Source organism: Stieleria marina (assembly GCA_007741555.1).
Classification (GTDB): Bacteria; Planctomycetota; Planctomycetia; order Pirellulales; family Pirellulaceae; genus K23-9.
Genome location: CP036526.1, coordinates 4,335,732 through 4,356,162 on the forward strand (window position 1 = coordinate 4,335,732; position 20,431 = coordinate 4,356,162).

Sequence of the window (20,431 nt, forward strand, 5' to 3'; positions counted from 1 at the left end):
GATTGTCGCTGTCCTTGCGGGGTAGCTAGATAAAGCCCGCGTCTGCGTAAGTCAGCCGCGGGTTTTTTCGTTGGTGCGACTGTTCTCCCATCGGGCCCTGGCGGAACTATGTTGCCATATCAGGCCTCGACGTGACCGAATAACAATCCGTGCACATCGGTCTCTGTCCAACATCACAGCGCGTCAACGAAACGGCCGTCAACTATGGCGCACTTGGTCGGCGGCTAGCGTCACCAGTCGTTCGGTACTATGCGACTTGTTGGCTCGGCTGTAGAAGGTGACATCGGAGCGGTTACTTCATCTGGTCTTCCCTCAATCCCATCGCCGCAGACATTGTTCGCTTGATGGAACTCTTCTTCGGAACGAGGCTTTGCGTATAGCTAGTCGCTACGACACTAAACCGCATGAAGCAGAGCGAGTACCAGAAAACCTTCATGAAGTCGTCGGCGATGCTTGGCTTATCTCCCTCGAGCGCTGGCGATCCAGATCGCTTCCATAGATCGCGGTGAGCAAACAAGCCCAGTAGGTGTCCCGTACGCGTTTCCTCAATCGTCACGAGTTGTTGCTGGTTGTTCAATAGAGCAGGATTCCAAATCGCGATGCCAAAAACGTCACCCAGCTTTGCCTTGTGAAGGCGTTCAAAGAATGCTTTTGTTGACGGAGCTGCCTCCGGAGTGCATCGCAAATTATGTTTTTGAACAAAATCCGACTGTAAAAAATCAAGGTAGCTCACGAAACCGGTCGCTCGATTTAGATAAACAACTGGCAGTGGCGATTTCGATGGGAAATCGAATGAGTCCGGGTTTTCTCTCTGTTGTTTCCTTTGCGTATCGCTGAGCCCTGCGACCGCGATAGCTTGCTGGATATCGTGAACCGGCATAGCAAATACATAGTTCAACGCATTTGACGAGGCGTTGAGCAGCATCGTTAGGCACGCGATGAGTGCAAGGTCTGGTGGATTGGACGAGTTCAGAAGCTGAACGGTCGGAACGGTCGCGTCGGTATGTAGTATTTCCAAAAGGTTTAAACCAAAACGCTCGGTCATCCACCCAAACAATGCAGTGCTAAGTGCGCTAACACTCGGAACGGCAACCGTAAGACGCAATCCGCGAATTCGCGCGGCCGCTGAGACAGCTTCGTGTGAAGCGATCGCTAATTGTTCAGGCGTTCCAAACGCATCTGCTCCGTACCACGGGCGGAAATAGTCCGTCGGTTGTTCGCGGAAACACGCTTGAAGTGCCTTCTTTGTGTCAACATCTCCAAGACCGAGTTCACGGTGTTCACTACTCGATAGCGACGCGACGTGTGCAGAGATTTCTGCCATCCGGGAATGGGCCTGCTGGCACATTTCAAAGGACGTGCGTGAAGAGAAAAAAGGACTGGAAGGGTCAACATGTGGGCCACTGGAATCGCAAACTGGTGAACTTTGCATGTCACGCGTTAGCTGTTCACCGGCCAGAACGACAAGCGAATCGACCACAGGCACATTGAGCTTCTTCGCCAACAACAACAACTCGTCTGAACACTCATTGCGCTTCGTCGCTGAGATTGGCACCGGTTCGCCAGCCGTACTTCGAGCGATCCACTTTTGAAGCGTACGAGCGTGGATGGAAAGACGTTGTGTAACGTACTTTTGCTTCAGCGTTTTCTCGGCGATCGCCTCCCCAATGGCAACAAGGAGTTGCCTTAGCTCTCCATCGCTTATCTCGGTCAAACCTTTTTTCTCGCTCATACTGGTCTCTCTGGATGTGAATCACACGGAGTAGATAACGAAATAAGCACAAAACACAATAGAAATAGCCTGACAATCGCTCGGGAATGCTCTCTAGTGAAATAAATCGGCACATTCGTGCGTCTTTTGTGCACATTCGTGACTATTTCGTGATACAGTGGTGCCGCTTTGGATTTCTTACCCCTTGGAGACGATTTGATGTGTAAAACGATTGCTTCACTGAAATTCTGGATTTGCACGTTGGCTTGTGCCGGCGCGATTTTCACGACGTCAACGCTTGAGGCTTATGTTTCGAGCGATCCGAATGGAAGTGGTACGGATTATTTCAGCGCGAACGTGCTGCTGAACGGAAACGTTCCCTACGACTGGTACCTGTCGCCCAATTGGGGGGGGCAGGGAAACCTAGTGCTTTGGGCTTCGGGCTTGCCAATCACGGGCACCTACTACGATGTCGGCATTTACCGAGTGGTCGAACTCGACCAGTTCGGGGCGTGGTTCGTCTACTACGTGGAAATTGACCCCAACACACAGGCACCTTCGGCGGTGCTGCTTCACTTCAGCGATTCATTTGGGAATTTCGTGGTTCCTGGGCAGAATGTTTTGACCGAAGCGCTCTGAGCGACCGGGGATTTAGTCGACCGGCAGCGACGAAAGTCGGTGCCGGTTTTTTTGCATTTCGCCAGGGTCTGGCGAAACTTCGATCACAGCTCAGTGACAAAGCCAACGTCGCACTACCGACAAGTGGTTGAAAGCGAACGGGCTGCCGCCTGCGACTTTCTACATTGACAAGGCAACAGTCGATAACACTGACGATGCTGCGCTGGCACGACTTCAGCGAGACGTTTTCGATGGCAAGTGAAAGAAACGGTGTCAGGTACCGTTTCTCTATGCGATCAACGGTACCTGCACCTTTCTCTCGCGATTGATGCTGTCGGTTGAAAACCGAAAACCTAGTTTGACCCCGGCGAATGCCGCCCCCACTTTCAAAAGACATGCAAGCCGTCCTTCCGTGCATGTGATGGTTCTGTCTTCGGTCTTCACAGCCTCTGGTGAGACTGTTGGTGGAGTTAGCTGTTGAGCCCAAACGCGTCTCCGCGTACGTCGTACATGGCGCTATCCAGAATCTTCTGAATCGCAATGTTGAGTTCGTCGGGAGTCCGTCGTTCAGGCGGTAGGCCCATCCAAATGAGATACAACAGAATACGGAGCTGCTGCTCACTTGCCCTCATGGTTGTCGCAGGATCTGCGGTCGACTGGTCACTTGCGTCTGTAGACGCTTAAAAGGGGTCAGACGCTCAAAAGGGGTCAGACGCTTAAAAGGGGTCAGACGCTTAAAAGGGGTCAGGCCTCTTTGTTTGCTCCTGATGGCAAGTTGCGCAGACGCTTAAAAGGGGTCAGGCCTCTTTGTTTGCTCCTGCAGACGCTTAAAAGGGGTCAGGCCTCTTTGTTTGCTCCTGATGGCAAGTTGCGCAGACGCTTAAAAGGGGTCAGGCCTCTTTGTTTGCTCCTGATGGCAAGTTGCGGACTCGCGGTCGGCCGCGTGGTCGCATGGTGGATTCTAAATTCAGCCGACGTGCAATCGACTCGACCCAACCTTCGTCACCAAGTGGTTGACCTCGTTGCGCACAAAGCTGCACGGCTTCGAGCTCAGGCTTTGACAATGCTTCGTTGACGCGGCGGACCCAGTTCGGCAATCTTGCTAGCGGCCATGTCGAAAGCAGCTTTGGGGCAGGCTCCGGCTTTTGCAACCAGCGCCACAGCGACCCCCATCGCCAGTCTTCCGCTCGCTTGACAAGTCCAGCACGGAGTGCATTCCGCTCAACGTATCGACAAACGACGAAAAAGTGTTCGTCATCTTGAATCGGGAAGCTCTTGTATCTTTGCTGATAAACGTGCCCCATTCCGCTGGTATGATAGTGAGCGTGATAACGCATCGTGTGCGTCCCTCCAACCCAGCCCATGAATCGACTCATTTCTCCATCGACAAGAGGTCGCAGGACAAGGTGATAGTGGTTATCCATCAACTGATAGCTGTAGAGCTCCACTTGGTGGATAGCAAGTCCTTCATGAAGAATCCGCTCGAACGCTTCGAAGTCCGCTTCCTTTTTGAAGATCTTCGCGCGCAGGTTCCCACGGTTGAGTGCGTGATACAGTCCGCCTGCTTCGTCAGCTCTTGGTGGTCGTGGCATCCTGAGAGGATAGCACAGTCAACTACCGCAACAAAGAGGCCTGACCCCTTTGTTGTGTTCAACTACCGCAACAAAGAGGCCTGACCCCTTTGTTGTGTTGACCCCTTTGTTGTGTTGACCCCTTTGTTGTGTTGACCCCTTTGTTGTGTCCTGACCCGTTTGTTGTGTCCGGTCGTCGCGTCTTGCAACGAAAGCTTGCCGATTCAACGGTCCCTGATTCGTTTTCGTACAAAAGCGATCGTAGCCAATCGAAACCCGTTGGTTGCGGTCTTTGTGTTGTCTATCCTTGATAGTCCGCGCACGCTTGGACCATCCCATCAACGCCACATTTCTGCTTCGGCCCCTTTTTTAAATTGAGCAACGCACTGTGAAACGCATCATCGGTTCCCTGCTGGTTCTTTGCCTATTGAGTGGATCGCTAGTTGCTGGTGACTGGGATCCGAATGACGATACGTTTGATCCAAGTATCAAATCGGTTGTAGTTGAAAACACGACCTGGCTGGGCGACCCATCTCCCTTCGTTCATCTGGGGATACCGCGAACTGGCTATACCCACGTCAACCAGACCAACTGGGATGGGTTCGATCCGTCCGTCCAAATCTCTTTGATGGTTCCGCTGAAACCGGGAGAGACCAAGCCACGCGCAGGCGGAATGCTAATGATGAATCAAGCCCAGACGACGGAACTGATTCAGGTCATTGAGGGCGCGCTGAAGTCCGAGCCAAAAGAAGAGCGAATTCAGATCAAAACAGGAATGAAGGATGCTGACTGGGCGTTGACGTTTGCGACAGACAAAGAGAGCCGATTTCTTCAGCTGGAAAATAAGACCAAAGACAAAGTCGACGCCTATCGTTTCTCGATCAATGCATCAAAAAAGCTGCTCGGAGCCATTCGCCATTCGTTGAAACAGCTGGAGTCGACGATCAAGAAGTAAACGTGCGTTATGCACGAATCGTTTCCAAAGACACCGCAGATCAGCATCAACCTGCGCCAACGCCGTTCGATCACACCAGCGTCCGTCACTAGCAATTGCGTCCCTTCAGCGATGCGTCGCACTTTCATCAGTCCGCCTTCCACGAAGTCGCGAGCCAATCGGAAAACAAACGCGGGTCAGGTGCGCTTCGGCCTCCCCATGGCACTCCCCAAGCTCGAGTGAGCCAAAGATTCAATAGTTAGCCACCAAAAGAATAAATGAAACGGTACCTGCACCTTTTTTCTCGCGATTGATGCTTTCGGTTGAAAACCGAAAACCTAGTTTGACCCCGGCGAATGCCCCCCACGCCTTGCGATCGTTCCAGCAGCAATTCCGCGTCAGCGGTAACAATCATGCGAGCATCTCCGCAAGATCGAAGGCAGGCCGTAAGGTCAAAAGGCCGGCCGATTCGCCTTTCCAAAATGTGATTGTGCTTTGAGCACGAAGGCGGCCTACTTTTTCAACAACTGGATCTTGTCCGCAATTCCGCGTTCGTACTTTCGAAGACTCGATTCACTTAACGATACGCTTGGCTGCTGCTTGAGGTGCTGATCCAAGAAGAGTAACGTGGCCGCGCGCGAAATGCGTTGAACGTCCTCACGTCGTGAAGCCAACGCTTCGGAAAGTCGGTTTGATCGGCGTGACTTGCTCCCGGTCGAATCGGAGAACGAAAGGTGGTTCGCGTTGTTGATCCACAAAAGGTGATGTGGGCCATCTGGCCACCATTGAAATCCGACTTTGCGGTGTTCTGGCTGAAAGTTTTGCTGTTTATCTTTGCTGCCGGATATTCCTAGCAACGGAACACAAATCGACGCATAGCTCTCTTTTAAGAAAAACGGATCACCTGGTCCCTGAGGTGAAAGGGCCACTCCGCATCGAATCCGTTTGTCGTGCAAGTCCGGTCCGAGTCCCCGGCCGTTGACGATTCGTGGCCGCATCCAATCCAGTGCTGGGCGTGCGCCACAAACGACTAGCGTCGTAAATGCACCAAATGAATGCCCCATTGCCCCGATTCGTTTCAAGTCAAAATGATTGTGGAGCTGCGTGTGTTCACCATTCCATCGCATCACCTGATCGATTGCGAAACTGACGTCTTTTGGACGGTTCAAGACTTCGTCAGAGTCTCGAGTCATCGCGGCGATCGTTTTTCCGATGCGCAATCCCCCTGCCAAAGCCTGCTTTGTGTTACTGCCGACATGTTCGATGCAGACGACGATGTAACCATGTGTCGCTAGGTGCCGTGCCTGTGCGAAATTGGCATCTCGGTTGCCACCGGCGCCGTGTGAAACGATCACGACGGGAAAAGGTCCCGGTCCATACGGAACGTGAACCTTCAACGGGACCGTTCGGTTATCACGTTCTGGATCGACTATTGAAGGAAAATCAATCTCGGATGAGCTAAGGCTTCCGTGCGCAGAAAGATCTATTGTCGTGCCGCTCCGAACATCTTGTGCAATGCCTGCCGAAGCCGTTGAAAATAGCGCTACCGATAGCACGAATCGAATTGGGATCGTTTGCATACTCATCGCATCCACTCGTGTCGTCGACTTTATCAGCTTGAAGAATCCTATCGACGATCTATTCGGTCGCTGCCTGAATTTCTTGGGAAGAAAAAGTACTTTCGTAGTCACAAGTTTTCCGGAGTCCTAAAAAGGGGACGAGTCCTAAAAAGGGGACGGGGGCAATAGTGTTCGGCACGGCGATTGCTGTGCTGCGTGCTTTGCGATGATATCAACTTTGCAGAATTTGAAACTGTCGGTGCCCGTTTGAATTGTTGCCCGACTGATTTATCAATCCATGAAACTCCGCCGACTTGCTCGATACTCGAAAGCAATGAGGGCACCGAATGTGAAACGCGAAACGCATGCATGAACTCTTTTCAGTTTGCGGTCTGGTCAGGCATTTGGTGGACGCGATGCTTGGGGTGCTATGCCCACGAAAACAAAGAAAACATCGAAACGCTCCAAGAAACGCTTAAAAGGGGTCAAACGCTTAAAAGGGGTCAAACGCTTAAAAGGGGTCAACGCTTAAAAGGGGTCAGGCCTCTTTGTTTGCTCCTGATGGCAAGTTGCGGACTCGCGGTCGGCCGCGTGGTCGCATGGTGGATTCTAAATTCAGCCGACGTGCAATCGACTCGACCCAACCTTCGTCACCAAGTGGTTGACCTCGTTGCGCACAAAGCTGCACGGCTTCGAGCTCAGGCTTTGACAATGCTTCGTTGACGCGGCGGACCCAGTTCGGCAATCTTGCTAGCGGCCATGTCGAAAGCAGCTTTGGGGCAGGCTCCGGCTTTTGCAACCAACGCCACAGCGACCCCCATCGCCAGTCTTCCGCTCGCTTGACCAGTCCAGCACGGAGTGCATTCCGCTCAACGTAGCGACAAACGACGAAAAAGTGTTCGTCATCTTGAATCGGGAAGCTCTTGTATCGTTGCTGATAAACGTGTCCCATTCCGCTGGTTTTGTTGTTCCACACAGTGCGCGTGTTCTGCCGCGCGTGCGTGTCTTCGTCGGGGACGAAGGATCACCGCGACGGGTTCCAATTCCTAACCGGCGGCGAGTTTGCGATTTTGGAAAGGCGTGCGGCGGTGGCTCAGGAACTTTGTGCGCTTAGCTTGGATAGCCGTGGTCGATGATGCGTTTCATTGCGGCGAGGGTTTCTTTGCTGACGTGGTGTTCGATGCCTTCGCTGTCGATTTCGGCGGTTTGGGGGCTGACGCCGATGGCTTCTAGAAATGATCGGACGATTTCGTGGCGTTTACGCGACGCGGTTGCCAGTCGCTTGCCGGCCGTTGTCAATTCGATCGGCTGATAGGGTTTCGTCGTCACTAGACCATCACGCTGCATTCTCGCTACGGTGTTGTTGACCGTCGCGTGCGTGACCGCAAAATGATTGACCAGGTCCATCGATCGGCACACGCCGCTAGCGTCGATCGCCTTCGCGATCGCTTCTACGTAGTCCTCCGCCACCTCGCTCGCGTGGTCATCGCGTGTTCGCTTATGAACTCGTTCGGCCAAAACTGAATCTCAAGCAGGGAAAAGAGGGACGATCGAATTTCCCTGCCGCTGATTGGCTGGAAAACTAACGGCTCCCATCTTAACGAACCGAGAATTTCCCCAGTACCCCTTCCTAAATACCGCCGTGCCTCTTATTCTTGCCGTAAGTTAGCCGCAGCTAACTTACGATCCGAAGCGAATTCGCACACCGAGGAGCGACCGCTTTGGTTTTTACTTGGCCCCTTAAGTTAGCCGCGGCTAACTCCAAATAGCCCCTTGTCATCTGGAGAAGAGATGAATCACGACGAACTGTTTCGCCAACCAAGTCGATCGGTGGCGGGCGTGCGAAAGCACGTGCAAATCCAACCGCGCGGTTTTACGCTGGTCGAACTGCTGGTCGTGATTTCGATCATCGGCATTTTGGTGGGACTGATGCTGCCCGCCGTGCAAGCTGCCCGCGAAGCCGCTCGGCGTATGTCATGCAGCAATAACCTGCGGCAAATCGGACTTGCCAGCCATAACTATCATTCGGCATTCAAACGGCTTCCCGCTGGATACGTTTCATACGCAACGAACAGCGGCATCGCTCCACCGAGCGTGATGATGGATGCGGTGACCTGGGATGCGGGGCCAGGATGGGGCTGGGGAGCGGGAATTTTGCCTTATGCAGAGGGAAACGCGATCGCGGGCGGGCTGCGCATGGATCATCCGATCTGGTCCTCGGTCAACGAGGACGCGATAGGCTCTCGCGTGCCCCTGTTTCTGTGCCCCAGCACGACGGGCGGCGATGATGCATTTCTGATCGCGGACTCTGCCAACAATCCGCTGTCGATTGATGGACGCCAAGTCAGGGTCGGACGCAGTCACTATGTGGCCAGCCACGGTCAAGAGAGCTGCTGGGGCGAATGCGGTTCCGTAGCCACCGGCGAAGTCTTTACGAACATCTACACGTCGGCGACCAAGATCGTCCCAATCGACGGGGATGCCGGACGCGTCGCCGATGGTCCGTTCTTTCGCAATTCCCGCACACGTTTTCGAGATGTTCAAGACGGTCTGAGTAACACGATCTTCTTTGGCGAGCACAGTTCTGCCTTGAGCGACAAGACTTGGGTGGGCGTCGTTCCGGGGGCGTTTACCCATCCGCGGTTTTCGTCACCCGAGAACGGACCGGACGCCGCGGCGACACTGACGCTTGTCCACGCCGGACCGTCGGGTGGCGAATTGGATATCACCGGCAGTCCCATTATTCATCCGGTTAACTTTCCGACTTACCACGTCGGGCAAATGTATTCTCAGCATCCCGGGGGCGGTTTCGTCTGCATGGGCGACGGGTCCGTGCGTTTCGTCAGCAACTTCGTCGATCTGTACTTGTGGGCCGAAATGTCCAGTATGGATGAACACGAAATCATCGATTGGGAGCAACTGTAATGGAACGCAATCAACCACCCAAGTCTTTTGCACTGAAGCGGTCGAGTGCTGGGAAAATGATCGTTGGGGCAACGGTCATCGCCGCAATCATGGTCGCAGGTGCTTTCTGGTTCAGTCGATCGAAGGTCGAGCTAAGCAAGGACGACTACGCGATCACATTGGCGCTCTACCGCGTCTGCAATCAGCGTAGCGAACAAGGCCTAATCGAACTCGAAGCGGTTTGGCGCGAGTCGGAACCGCCCGAGAAAGACACGGCGTCTGGGCGAGTCATTCGATCCATCATCGCTGATGCTCGGTCTCAACAGTGGCAAGACGCCGCGCGAGCGTGCCGGCAAATCCTTGTCGACCAAGTTAAGCATTGACGGGATCGATCGACATTGCCTCTACGAGCAAACGCTCGCCCCTTCAGCACCGCTGAGACTGGCACCACTCTGTCGGGACCAGCTCGTGATGATTGTCCTGACATGTGACGTGGTGCTACCAGCGATACCAAGTATGGTCATCGCTGCATTTGTGTTTTTGAGCAGTATTGTGCTCGCGAACGCATTCCTTTCCACAGGTCGGGCACTTTGACGTGCAATCCCATTCGGGCTTATTTTCGGGACGCTTAAAAAGCGTTTCCCCTTCTTCTGAATCGTCGTCGGACTGAGGTTTGTCATCGGTCATGATCGGCTCTCTCAACGTTTCGATTAGGTAGTCGGATGGTGCAACTAGTCTTAAAAGAAGCTCGGATACCTTGGGTCACCTGCGGCTACGCCGACGCCAAGTGACTTCGGCATATTCTCATGCGTTGGAGCTGGCGTGTCAATTTTTTAGCACAGCCGTTCAGGGCAAACCACTTTGTGAAACGGGGCGGTTGGGATCGCCGAGGATTGCGGCCCAGTGCCTCGCATTTCAGGCCATCGTTTGTCTGGTGTTGGATCGGCGGAACGATCGACAACACTGTTTACACAAATGAAAGACTGATTTTCCCAGCACTGCTGTTTGAGCGCGGACGCCGCTGAACGCACTGCCACTATATTTCAGTCGCTCTTGGACGAACGAAGCATCCACGGCGGGACGTTTGGCCGCAACGCTCGGTGACTTTCTTGACCGCAAGTTGGGTCCAGATCTGGAACGAAGCTGAGCCTAGGTTTGCGTCGGCGAGTGCTTGCTTTGCGCTGGCCCAGATTTTGTCACTGACAAGGTTGTCGGCAAAGATTAAAAGGGGTTAGGCCACTTTGTTTTCTTCTGCCGTCAAGTTGCGGACTCGCGGTCGGCCGTGTGGTCGCTTTTTGAAGAATTTCGCGCGCACGTTCCCGCGGTTGAGTGCGTAATCCAGTCCGCCTGCTTTGTCAGCTCTTGGTGGTCGTGACATCCTGAGAGGATGTCACCGTCATCTGTGACCCTTGACCACGTCATTCTGCGTCAACCCGTAGCTCCAACTGTGCGAAAATGTCGCTCTCTTGCGCGCTTATTTGCGCGTCACCCAATTGACGGTTCTTAACGCCACGCTCGCAAGCGATGAATCGCCTGTCGACACCGTATTGGTACACGCCTTGCATCCCGTTACTCATTCTATCTCTAGCCGAGTGTAGTGAGTTCTTTTGTTCGCGTTTCATTTTCATGAAAGTGTGAGGAGATGTTATGAGTAGTGACCAAGCTGGCAAGATAATCCGGTGCACATCTGATGGTGACGTAACTACGAACACCGAAGATGCCGTGTTGACGGAAATAGGAGGCGAGAAGGAGTCAGGCACGATTCAGGCGGCAGTTGCTTCTCATATCAACTGGTACTTCTCCTCCGGCGATGGCGACGAAATTTTGTTCAAACAAGGCGTGAAAGCCATGAAGAATTGTGGGGTCAACGTAGTCAAAGAAAAGTATCCTTTTGCCTTTGGGCGGGTGTCCGATCATCTTGTGACGTGGTGGGCGAAGAAGACACGTGGCAACGGGCAATACACCCACCAATGTGTACTGCAAGTGTCTGGTCTTCGTATTTCTGTTTGCATTGAAAACAGGGATCAAATTTGGGATGAGCTAAAGCGTTTGATCGGCGCATGAAGAATGTACCGAAGCTTGGAATCGAAGTATGATGATTCAAGGCTGTCGCGGGGTAGCTGAACAGCCCTGCTCGGTTAGGCGAGTGGTGCCACTTCCGGCCTGCGTATGCGTTAGCATTTCGTCTACACCGCGAAATGCTAAAAAGGGGCAAAGAGGCCTGCCCGCTTTGATGTGTTCCCTCTGAGCCAAAAGGGCCCACAAAATGCGCCCCTGATTTAGTCCCATTCAGCCTAGAGAATGGAAACCGCAAATCACCCAAAGGACGCTCAAATGAAATTCGACGAGTGGATATTGGTCGGACAACTAGTTGCAACTGCGTTTACTGGAGCCGCCGGCGCGATCTTGGCTCTTGCAGTCTACCGTCTGACATCTCGCCAAAGAGAAGACGCCTGGGACCATCATTTCGCTTCGATTCATCATTCTTTTTGGGATGATCCGGACTACCAACAAGTGCGAGAGTGGGTCGCTTCACCAAAATCGTATGTTGAACTTAGCGAGGTGCTGGCCAAGCGACGGTCGGCAGAGGCACAACAGCAACTAACGAGCGATGAGTACAAGAAGCTGGACCAGCTAGACAAGTTTCTAAATCTACTGGCAAGAGTGGTTGCCTTGAACCGTAAAAAGGGCGGCAAGAACGATGGGCTCGTCAACGCATTGTTCTTCGTCTACTGGGCGAAACGTGTCACCGATAGCAGTTCGATGGGGTCGGAGGATGCAAATCAGTACGACGATCTTTATTGGTATGTCGAAACCTACTACCGCGAATTCTGGAGCTACTTTCAGTCGCAGGCCAAGTCTGTAACGTAACCTAAGAACAGCTCTTTATCGAATCCTAGCGAAAGGCAAGACTGAGACAGCTTTCACCTTTGGACCACAACGCAATCGACACGAGCGTCGAGGGGGTCTCTGTGACTACTCGCCACGACATCGTCATCGGAAGTAAAGGCGACGCCGATCAGGATTCTGCCCCAACTGTCTGGCGTCTGTTGGCACATCACGACCGAGCGTGACGTTGTCGCAAGCCGCGTTACAAGTTGGGTGCTTCCCGGGTTGCGTTCTTAGGCGTTGCTCTTGTGGGGACTTGGGCTTGTCGGATTGGCTGCCGTACCGCTGCCGATGGCGATAAACGACTTTGGCGTTGGTTGCAGAAAGGCCCAGGATGCTTTGTCCGAACCGCCGGCGGGTTCGTTGATGCCGTAAGCGATGTAATAAGTACCTGCGGGGGTCTGTGTCAAAACAAACTGCCAAAACGCAAACGCCGCAATGGGCTGGGGGACTTCCAACGTGTCTTCGCCGTGGTACTGGCGAATTGTCGGCACGCCGACGATCGTCTGATCGACGAACTTGATCAAAGCATTCTTGATAGTTGCGTTGCAGCCAGTGGTAAGGTTGTCGAAACCCAAAGCGGCAAGACTGCCATCTGCGTTGGTCATGGACTTGGCCAAGTCGTCATGTTGAACCTTGCATTCATTTTTATCGACCGAGCTTCCCTGGATCCAAATCACGGCGCCAAACGTTTGACACGGACCGCCGCTAGGGTAGTGATTGTGAACGGCCTCGATACGAAATTCTCCGTCAAGGGTGATCGAACCGCTTCGTCTTTGATGAGTCATTTTCGTCGCTCGAGGATTGAAAGTGCTGGAACGTTTTGCAGTCGTGCCACTGAGATCGACTGGAATTTGAAACTGGCAAAACCGAATGGCAAGTCAATAGATCCGCCACCTCTCTGAAAAGTACTGTTGTCAGTTCATCGCGGTCACCGAGATTATGTTTGAACAAGAAACTGGATCACTTCTCTGCCGGATTGCTCTTTGCTCCCCGGGCAGGTGAGCCCAGCGGTCGACGGTGGTTTCGAGAGCGATTAGCAGCTTAGCCACAACGCTGGGTGATTTTTTTGATGGCCAGCTGGGTCCAGATTTGGAACGAGGCGGCGTCTAGATTGGCTTCGGCGAGCGTTTGCTTTGCGCTGGCCCAGATTTCGTCACTGACAAGGTTGTCGGCAAAATCTTGCCCCGCCCAGGTGAGTGCCAAGTTGGCTTTACCGTAGCGGTCTTTGCGAGGACTGGTGTCGACCGCGGTGATCAGGTCGCCTTGGATCAGCAGTTCGACGTGATAGCTGTAGACTCCGTTGTCTTCATCGCTAATCAAAGCCTGCACCTCACTGGCTGACGGCCGGCCTTCGTGTTGGCGAATCGCAAGCACCATTGCGCGAATCAATTCCATGTTGCGTATCATCGGTTGGGCTCACTGGATGCTGTTGTTGATGCTTTGATGCAGGTAGAGGAACACAATCGACTGCCGGCGACAACATCAGTCCGTTGGCTTAGCGTCCGCTTTCGCGATCGCGGGATGACGATCCGATGACGAATGTCAACTGAGGGACACCGGGTCTTGAGAGTCAGCGATCAGATTGCCCCGGCTTAATTTGTGCTTGGCCGGTTCATAGAAGTACGTCAGAGTGAATCTTTCAGACAGGCTGGCTGGCTACAACGCTGGCTGACAGAACTGCTGGCTGATTGACGGCAACACAGTGGCGACGCCACCCCTTCCGCGTAGGAAAACAAACAGAGAAAGCACCATGCCCAAGAAAATCCAACACATCATCCGCGATGTACCGCAGCACTGAGTCGGCGACGGCTTTCCGATGCGAATTTTGTTTTCGTACGCCGATAGGAACCAGTTTGATCCGTTTCTGTTGCTTGACTACGCCGGTCCGCACCAGTTTGCTCCCGCCGAAGCCAAACGGGGTGTCGGCAAACATCCGCATCGCGGGTTTGAGATCGTCACGATTCTTTACTCGGGCGAACTGGAGCATGGTGATTCCAACGGTCGTCGTGCCAAGATCGGGCCGGGCGACGTGCAATGGATGACGGCGGCGTCGGGGATCGTGCACGAAAAATTCCACAGCGAACGGTTTGCCAAAGAGGGCGGGATGCTGGAAATGGTGCAACTGTGGGTCAACCTGCCCGCAGCGGACAAGATGGCACCGCCGAAGTACCAGGATCTGCTGGGTGATCAGTTCCCGTCCGTGACTTTTCCGAGCGACGCGGGCACGGCGTGCGTGATCGCGTGCGAATTGCTGGACGCGAAATGCCCTGCATCGACGTTTACGCCCATCAACGTTTGGGATTTGCAACTCAGCGCCAGTGGCGTGGTGGACCTGCAGCTACCAGTTGGACACATGTCGCTGTTGATTGTTCAGTCGGGCGATGCTCGCGTGAACGATAAACGGGTCAAAGCGGTCGAACTGGTGTTGTTCGATCGAGACGGATCGGGCGTCCACGTTGCAGCGGATTCCGACACACGCATGCTTGTGCTGATGGGCCAGCCGATCCGTGAACCGGTGGTCGGGCAAGGACCGTTCGTCATTGCATCGCGAGCAGAAATTCAAGAAGCAATTTGCGACTATCGAGCCGGCAAAATGGGAACGCTTTCTTGATCGCAGCGTAACGAAGACAACACTACGGCGCGGAGTAGTTGAGAAAGAATCCCCCGGTGGCTGCGGGCTGTCGATGGCGGCTGCAGCTTGTCGCTAGGAACTTGGCGTTTAAACGCCAGGGGGTGCCAGCGTTTGAATTTGCTGTTCGTCCGTAAAGGGGACAAACATCGGGCAGCTTGGTTCTTTGCCGGTTTCGTCGCGAACGACGCGTGCTAAGTCCGGAGCCGTTTTGCGATAGACACGGTATTCGTAGATGAACACGTCTCCTTCATCAAGCGTTCGAAAGGCGTGTGCGTGCAGGGCCATGGTTGCTGACTCGTGATAACGCAACGCAACTTCTTGTCACCTTGCTTCGTATGAACATTGCAGAACCCGCACCTGTTGAAACGTACGTCACGAACTGGCTTGATGCATCCAAATTATTCCGCGCATGCAAACAAATTTCGTTCACAAACAAAACGCAGGCGTGAATAGGTGAACAGTAGATAAAGAAGTTTTGGTAACTAGCGTAGTAAGTGGCGATCAGAAGCTTTCCCGCACATGGTCGCCGGCCCCTCCTGCCCCGCTGCGATTACATCCCGTTTCGCAGTGGGGTTTTTCATGCGCGAGCGGCAGGCTCTCTTCGATTTCACGTGCGCATCGCTTGCTCGTTAGAACCGTCTCGCATCATTGCAACGATGCGACAAAGCGGGCACAGAAGTCACGGAGCTAAAAACAATCGCCAGACTTCTAAAATTACTTCAGCCGACCGTCCTTACAGTGCGGACAGATTTGACCACCTTTTCCACGGCAGTGATCGCACTTTTTGGGCGTCGGCAGCCTTCCCATCACTGTTTTTCCATTACGAAGTTTGGCAAGTTTGGTCGGCACTCGCACGGTTACCGTCCCATCCTTGCAGCCTTTGACGGGACAATCGATAAACCCTCGCCCTTTGCATGCGATACACCAGTTGTCGCGGACGTATACAGTCCCGCTTGAACGACTGCCGTCAGCGACTTTGCTGAATACGGACGAGTTACTGGGCTGACGCAAACCCCAACAGAAGACAGGGATCGTCGCGTTGACCAGAGTGGCGTGCCGCTCTTCGGGTGTAGCGTCGGTGTCTGGATCAAGGACGGAGGCGGTCTGATTGTTTTTGTAAAACCAATTTCGCAATTCAGACGCACCGAAGAACAACCCCTTGGCTTTGTCACCTCCTGTTGGAGTCGAAAATGCGATCCCAACCAGTTGATTTTGAGCATTCACGATTGGTCCGCCACGATTGCCACCTAAGACTCGGGCGCTAGTAAAACTGACACGCGATGAATCGATCAATCCGTCCAGCGATACGCCTCGCGCAACAAGCGTCGAATCCAGCACCACGCCTTCCTCGAAGTGCAGCCCCTGTCTCACGGCGTTTTTGCTACGGCCAAAGCCGCAGATTTTGATGGGTGTGTTCCGTGATGGGCTTTCTTTCGTCACGGCGACCGGTTTGATCCCCAAATTGGGAACGCGCAACGCCGCCAACTCAGCACCACTGTGCCCATCGGGCGATCGAACATAATCGTAGTTCGTGTAAACTTCACCAGTTGGAATGTTTCCAAACCGCCCCGTAGTGACTCGTCCTGACGAAGCAACCGTGCGAGTTGCTTGAATGGTGATCCCGTCGACAATCTCTCCTTTCCAAACGCGGTCGGTCGGATTGGTGAGAACCGTGACCAGCTTTGGCCCGCGATAATTCGTTGTTTCGACGACTCGGCGACTTGTTAATACGATCCCTGGTGCGACGACGAAACCGGAGCCCTGCGCAAGCAGCTGCAATTCGGCTCGCGGCGCGTCGATGCCTTCTTCTTTTTCTGCTCCGGCTGAATCTCTTGGGACGTCAAAGTCCAAAGAATAGTGCCACCCCGCCGGGAGTTTCGTGCCAGCTCCCGCAGAATCTCCCAACGCGAGCGCCTCCAATAATCGCGACCGCGTCGACGACGAAAAGTTGATGAACGAAGCTTCTGTCGTCAACTCATTAAGAAGCTGGGCATTGTGACGAATGACCGATGGGATCTGCGGTCTAGCGTTGATCGCTGCAACCATTCGCGCCGCCGCTGCATCGCCGCGACGGTCCTTGAGTACACACACGCTCATGTTGTTGCTTGCCGAAGCAAACGTCATCGTATGGCGAGATGGGTCGAAAGCCTGTTGCTTTTCGATCCGGCGAATTACATCCCGCAAAACGACTTCGGCGCGAGAGTATTCGTTGGAGCCCTGACTAAGCGCGACCGATGCCCAAAGCCCCGCGTAGGGACTCTCCGGCACAGCATTGTGAATTTTCAGCAACAACCCAACGACGGTCTTAGGTCGTTCTTGAAGTGACCTGAGATTTTCGACCACCATTGAATACTGGTATGCGTCACGCCGATCGAACCACGCTCCTTTGACGATCGCCTGGTCGGCTTCGACAAGGTGTTCAAGCTTTACGACGACTGGTGCATTACGGCCGGGAATTTGCAAACTGACGGTATCCGCCGTTTGGTCAATCATCTGGCCCTGGACCTTCTGGCCCCCCTTGGCCTGCCATTCACGAGCAGTCGCGAGCAGTCGCGAGCAGTCGCGACTGCCCCCGTAAAGAACACCAAAAATACAGCCGCAAACCCGCCGAAAGATTTCATCTGTCATTGCCCAACAAGTACTAAAAGAGACTTTTGTCCGCAATTGTACAGAGCAACGGGGGGGTGCTCAACGGCCCGCAAAGGCTAGATGGCAATGAAAAGCTATATTTCGCGGGGCCAGTTTCGCCGCTGCGAAATTGGTTTCGCAATGAGCTACCAATATCGGCAACAGCGCTATCGCGGCGACTCGCAAATCGTCACAGTCGACGCATCAAGAGGGACTTCTACGCGCGCCCTGGGCCGTTACCGGAATCCGTAGGCGGGGTTGTCGATGTCGAAATCTTGGTCGGTCAGGCCCGCGTTCGCTTTGACTCGCAAGTACGTGTACTCTTCTTCCAAGACCGGTTCGCCGCCGGCGGTGGTGGGCCAAGACCACGATGCGTAGCGGATCGGCAGGTTCAGTTCTTTGTCGATGTAGACGCGGGCGCGGTAAAAATCGAAGTGTGGTCGCTTGTTGGGATGAACGACTTCCAGCATGCGGCATTCGCGTTTGGCGATCTTGGCGTCGTTGTAGAGTTGGAAATCACATTCGTCGTGTTGACGATCACGATGGCAACGTTCGATCAACTTTTTGGCTAGGTTTTCGATGCCGATTTCGGTGATCGGATAACGCTGATTTCGCATGGCAAGATAGCCGTTGGGATCCAGCGTGACGTTCACCATTCCTTTTAAACCGGATTCGTGAACGATCATGTTGCCGTTGTTTTGGTTTTCCACCCAAACGACTTCGCGACCACTGACATCGGTCGGTTTCAGAAATCGCAAGTAGACCGACATCGGCGTTTGGATTGCCCCACCAAGTGTCTTGCGATTACGAATTTTTACTTTGGCGTATTGGGGTTCTGGCAACACACCCCCTACGCGACAACGCTTGACCAAAATCGCTTCGTAGTCTTGAACATTGGCGCGAATGTGCTGCAGGCTGGTCATCGCCAATTGGATGGCGGGATCAATGATGTGGGGCGTGTGCAGTTTGTGCGACACAGGCGTCAGCGCAGGCGGATGGCTGGGTGACTGCCGTGCCATGGGAGCCTGAGACGAAGCCTGCGTTTGCGCGACTGATTGAACCGGCGGAGTTGTCGTCAAAGTTGGTCGGGGTGCTTGCCGTCGTGTTTGCGATGGCAAATCAGCCTGTGTTTGCGTGAGTGCCTGAGGTGGCAATTGGATTTGCTGGCATTGTGCGTCGGTGACCAATACGTGCGCAATCAAAGCGAGCAGGGTCGAGCAAAAAAGGGCAGACTTGGAGGGCATTGATGGGCGCTCGCACAAACGTAGGAAAAGATAAGAGGCGTCGGCCGGATCATTTTTGGCAGCAAACCGCTGTGTGCGGCCAAGGATCAATGCGACTGCAGGACGCTAACAAATGGATCGCCTGCGACGCTATGTCGCCTTGGGGATGAAGTTGGGGAAAAGACAGTAAATTCGCGCTGCTGAGTCGCCGACGGCAAGGCCACTACGTGCGATGTCGACGTAAATGTTCACCATGTTTTCAGGATCAACGGCCATGTGCCGAGCAACCATCGCAGAAGTTCGCAATGTCTTGTGCACTCATCGTCTTGTGCACTCATCGCGCGAGTTCGCAAAAGTGAAAGCAATTTTCACGGTTGGCATTGAGCTTGCTTTGTTGAGGGGGGCCTACCTAGCATTGAAACGGTAGGGCATTCGCACGTTGGCGCATTCGCACGCAGCTGATCGACATTGCTAGCGTCGACCCGGAAAGGAAAACTCATGCCATCCAGTGACTTCTGTTTCGCAGGACACGCCGCGCCCGGATTCGAGCGAGTCCAACGCGTCTTTGAAAGCAATTTCGTCGATCGCGGTGAAAAAGGAGCTGCGTGCACGATCTTTCATCGCGGTGTGAAAGTTGTTGATCTGAGTGGTGGCTACCAGTGCGTCAAGAGTCGCACTCCGTGGAACGACCAAACTTTGACGCTGTCATTTTCGGTGACGAAAGGCATGGCAGCGGCAGCCATGGCGGTCGCGCACAGCCAAGGTCTGTTCGAGTTTGATGAAGCGGTGGCGACGTACTGGCCAGAGTTTGCCGCGAACGGGAAGAGCGAAATCACGGTGCGTCAGTTGTTGTCGCACCAAGCCGGTGTGATCACCGTTGACCGTCCTTTGAACGCCGACATTTTGGCGGACCACGATCAGCTTGCCAGCGTCATCGCCAAACAAAAACCACAATGGGCTCCCGGGACGCGGCATGGATACCACACGCTGACGCTGGGTTGGTTTCAGAATGAATTGATCCGCCGCACAGACCCGCAAGGACGTTCGTTGGGCACATTTTTTCAAGACGAGATTGCGACGCAGCTGGACATCGAATTTTACATCGGACTGCCGCCGCAAATCGACGAGGACCGCGTCAGTACGATCAAGGGTTTTCATCGTGCCGCCATGTTGGGTCACTTGCATGAATTGCCGCCGTTGATGGTGTTGGCTGGCATCTGGCCGTGGTCGCTGGTATCAAAATCAGTAGGCATCTTGCCGGTCAACGATCCGGCAGAGATTGGCAGTGCACCATACCGCAATGTCGAAATCCCCGCGGCCAACGGGTTTGGCCAAGCGAGAGCGATTGCCAAGGTCTACGACGTTTTGGCGAGAGGCGGCAAAGAGCTGGGAATCAAAGCGTCGACTTGGCGAGAACTGAGCGCACCGGCCCAGTCACCCGAGCGCGGTGATCGCGATGCGATTTTGACGTTGGACACCAAGTACAGTTTGGGTTTTTCGCGTCCAAGCCGTGGTTTTCAATTCGGCGTCGACGATACGGCTTTTGGTTGTCCCGGTGCCGGTGGGTCGTTTGGCTTGGCCGACCCGACCGCCGAAATTGGGTTTGCTTATCTGACCAACCAAATGGGCTTTCGCATCTTTGATGATCCACGCGAGCGGGCGGTTCGCGAAGCCTGTTACCAGTGCGTCGCGGAAATGCGATCCAAGCGGATGGCGGCGTAGTGCGACGTGTCCGCTAACGGCTGGGCATTCCGATTAA

General features: G+C 54.0%; 21 protein-coding genes. 8 read left to right on the plus strand and 13 right to left on the minus strand.

Translation table 11 applies throughout. The features are described from left to right. Positions 1–292: 292 nt before the first annotated feature. Positions 293–1,732: a hypothetical protein gene (locus K239x_RS15545; protein ID WP_145419166.1), complete on the minus strand. Its 1,440-nt coding sequence runs from the start codon at positions 1,730–1,732 to the stop codon at positions 293–295. Between the two features lie 198 nt (positions 1,733–1,930). Between K239x_RS15545 and K239x_RS15550 the strand changes: the two genes are divergently transcribed. Continuing rightward, positions 1,931–2,350, plus strand: coding sequence for a glutathione S-transferase family protein (locus K239x_RS15550; RefSeq protein ID WP_145419167.1), 420 nt, complete (start codon positions 1,931–1,933; stop codon positions 2,348–2,350). A 449-nt stretch (positions 2,351–2,799) separates the two neighbouring features. On the opposite strand, the gene K239x_RS28710 is transcribed toward K239x_RS15550, so the two are convergent. Both K239x_RS28710 and K239x_RS15555 read right to left on the minus strand, forming a co-directional pair. Then, complete coding sequence (locus K239x_RS28710; RefSeq protein ID WP_419189004.1) at positions 2,800–2,961, minus strand: hypothetical protein; 162 nt, start codon at positions 2,959–2,961, stop codon at positions 2,800–2,802. Positions 2,962–3,219: 258 nt separating this feature from the next. After that, entirely contained in the window at positions 3,220–3,921 is a 702-nt protein-coding gene (locus K239x_RS15555) for a transposase (RefSeq protein ID WP_145419168.1), read from the minus strand. 367 nt (positions 3,922–4,288) lie between these two features. Between K239x_RS15555 and K239x_RS15560 the strand changes: the two genes are divergently transcribed. After that, positions 4,289–4,855 (plus strand): hypothetical protein, encoded by a 567-nt coding sequence (locus tag K239x_RS15560; RefSeq protein ID WP_145419169.1) that lies wholly within the window; start codon positions 4,289–4,291, stop codon positions 4,853–4,855. 491 nt (positions 4,856–5,346) lie between these two features. On the opposite strand, the gene K239x_RS15565 is transcribed toward K239x_RS15560, so the two are convergent. The 3 genes from K239x_RS15565 to mntR form a co-directional block, all read right to left on the minus strand. Beyond that, positions 5,347–6,231 (minus strand): alpha/beta hydrolase family protein, encoded by an 885-nt coding sequence (locus K239x_RS15565; protein WP_419189005.1) that lies wholly within the window; start codon positions 6,229–6,231, stop codon positions 5,347–5,349. A 700-nt stretch (positions 6,232–6,931) separates the two neighbouring features. Next, entirely contained in the window at positions 6,932–7,369 is a 438-nt protein-coding gene (locus tag K239x_RS15570) for a transposase (protein ID WP_419189006.1), read from the minus strand. A gap of 134 nt (positions 7,370–7,503) precedes the next feature. Further along, entirely contained in the window at positions 7,504–7,911 is a 408-nt protein-coding gene (mntR, locus tag K239x_RS15575; RefSeq protein WP_145419171.1) for a manganese-binding transcriptional regulator MntR, read from the minus strand. 273 nt (positions 7,912–8,184) lie between these two features. Here mntR and K239x_RS15580 point away from each other — a divergent pair, with 273 nt between their 5' ends. Together K239x_RS15580 and K239x_RS15585 are read left to right on the plus strand one after the other, a co-directional pair. Next, positions 8,185–9,318, plus strand: coding sequence for a DUF1559 domain-containing protein (locus tag K239x_RS15580; RefSeq protein WP_145419172.1), 1,134 nt, complete (start codon positions 8,185–8,187; stop codon positions 9,316–9,318). Further along, positions 9,318–9,680, plus strand: a complete 363-nt coding sequence (locus K239x_RS15585) for a hypothetical protein (RefSeq protein WP_145419173.1) — start codon at positions 9,318–9,320, stop codon at positions 9,678–9,680. Before K239x_RS15580 ends, K239x_RS15585 begins: the two co-directional genes overlap by 1 nt. Before the next feature lie 115 nt (positions 9,681–9,795). On the opposite strand, the gene K239x_RS15590 is transcribed toward K239x_RS15585, so the two are convergent. Further along, positions 9,796–9,984 (minus strand): hypothetical protein, encoded by a 189-nt coding sequence (locus K239x_RS15590; protein WP_145419174.1) that lies wholly within the window; start codon positions 9,982–9,984, stop codon positions 9,796–9,798. A 960-nt stretch (positions 9,985–10,944) separates the two neighbouring features. Between K239x_RS15590 and K239x_RS15595 the strand changes: the two genes are divergently transcribed. Next, positions 10,945–11,361 (plus strand): hypothetical protein, encoded by a 417-nt coding sequence (locus tag K239x_RS15595; protein ID WP_145419175.1) that lies wholly within the window; start codon positions 10,945–10,947, stop codon positions 11,359–11,361. 270 nt (positions 11,362–11,631) lie between these two features. Then, positions 11,632–12,168, plus strand: a complete 537-nt coding sequence (locus K239x_RS15600) for a hypothetical protein (RefSeq protein WP_145419176.1) — start codon at positions 11,632–11,634, stop codon at positions 12,166–12,168. A gap of 251 nt (positions 12,169–12,419) precedes the next feature. Here K239x_RS15600 and K239x_RS15605 read toward each other — a convergent pair whose 3' ends face one another. Together K239x_RS15605 and K239x_RS15610 are read right to left on the minus strand one after the other, a co-directional pair. Beyond that, positions 12,420–12,974, minus strand: a complete 555-nt coding sequence (locus K239x_RS15605; protein WP_145419177.1) for a hypothetical protein — start codon at positions 12,972–12,974, stop codon at positions 12,420–12,422. Positions 12,975–13,230: 256 nt separating this feature from the next. Beyond that, on the minus strand, positions 13,231–13,596 hold the full coding sequence (locus tag K239x_RS15610) for a DUF2513 domain-containing protein (protein ID WP_145419178.1): 366 nt from the start codon (positions 13,594–13,596) through the stop codon (positions 13,231–13,233). A gap of 409 nt (positions 13,597–14,005) precedes the next feature. Here K239x_RS15610 and K239x_RS15615 point away from each other — a divergent pair, with 409 nt between their 5' ends. Next, a complete protein-coding gene (locus K239x_RS15615) occupies positions 14,006–14,800 on the plus strand; it encodes a pirin family protein (protein ID WP_419189007.1) in 795 nt (264 codons plus the stop codon). A 108-nt stretch (positions 14,801–14,908) separates the two neighbouring features. Here K239x_RS15615 and K239x_RS15620 read toward each other — a convergent pair whose 3' ends face one another. From K239x_RS15620 to K239x_RS28715, 4 genes are all read right to left on the minus strand, one after another. After that, a complete protein-coding gene (locus K239x_RS15620) occupies positions 14,909–15,106 on the minus strand; it encodes a hypothetical protein (protein ID WP_145419179.1) in 198 nt (65 codons plus the stop codon). Between the two features lie 429 nt (positions 15,107–15,535). Further along, the gene (locus K239x_RS15625) at positions 15,536–17,449 is read right to left on the minus strand and encodes a S1 family peptidase (RefSeq protein ID WP_145419180.1); all 1,914 of its coding nucleotides are present in this window, start codon (positions 17,447–17,449) and stop codon (positions 15,536–15,538) included. 236 nt (positions 17,450–17,685) lie between these two features. Next, positions 17,686–18,693, minus strand: coding sequence for a DUF1571 domain-containing protein (locus tag K239x_RS15630; RefSeq protein WP_145419181.1), 1,008 nt, complete (start codon positions 18,691–18,693; stop codon positions 17,686–17,688). A gap of 129 nt (positions 18,694–18,822) precedes the next feature. Then, positions 18,823–18,990 (minus strand): hypothetical protein, encoded by a 168-nt coding sequence (locus tag K239x_RS28715; RefSeq protein WP_419189008.1) that lies wholly within the window; start codon positions 18,988–18,990, stop codon positions 18,823–18,825. A 180-nt stretch (positions 18,991–19,170) separates the two neighbouring features. Here K239x_RS28715 and K239x_RS15635 point away from each other — a divergent pair, with 180 nt between their 5' ends. Continuing rightward, positions 19,171–20,394, plus strand: coding sequence for a serine hydrolase domain-containing protein (locus K239x_RS15635; RefSeq protein ID WP_145419182.1), 1,224 nt, complete (start codon positions 19,171–19,173; stop codon positions 20,392–20,394). The last annotated feature ends 37 nt before the right edge of the window (positions 20,395–20,431 follow it).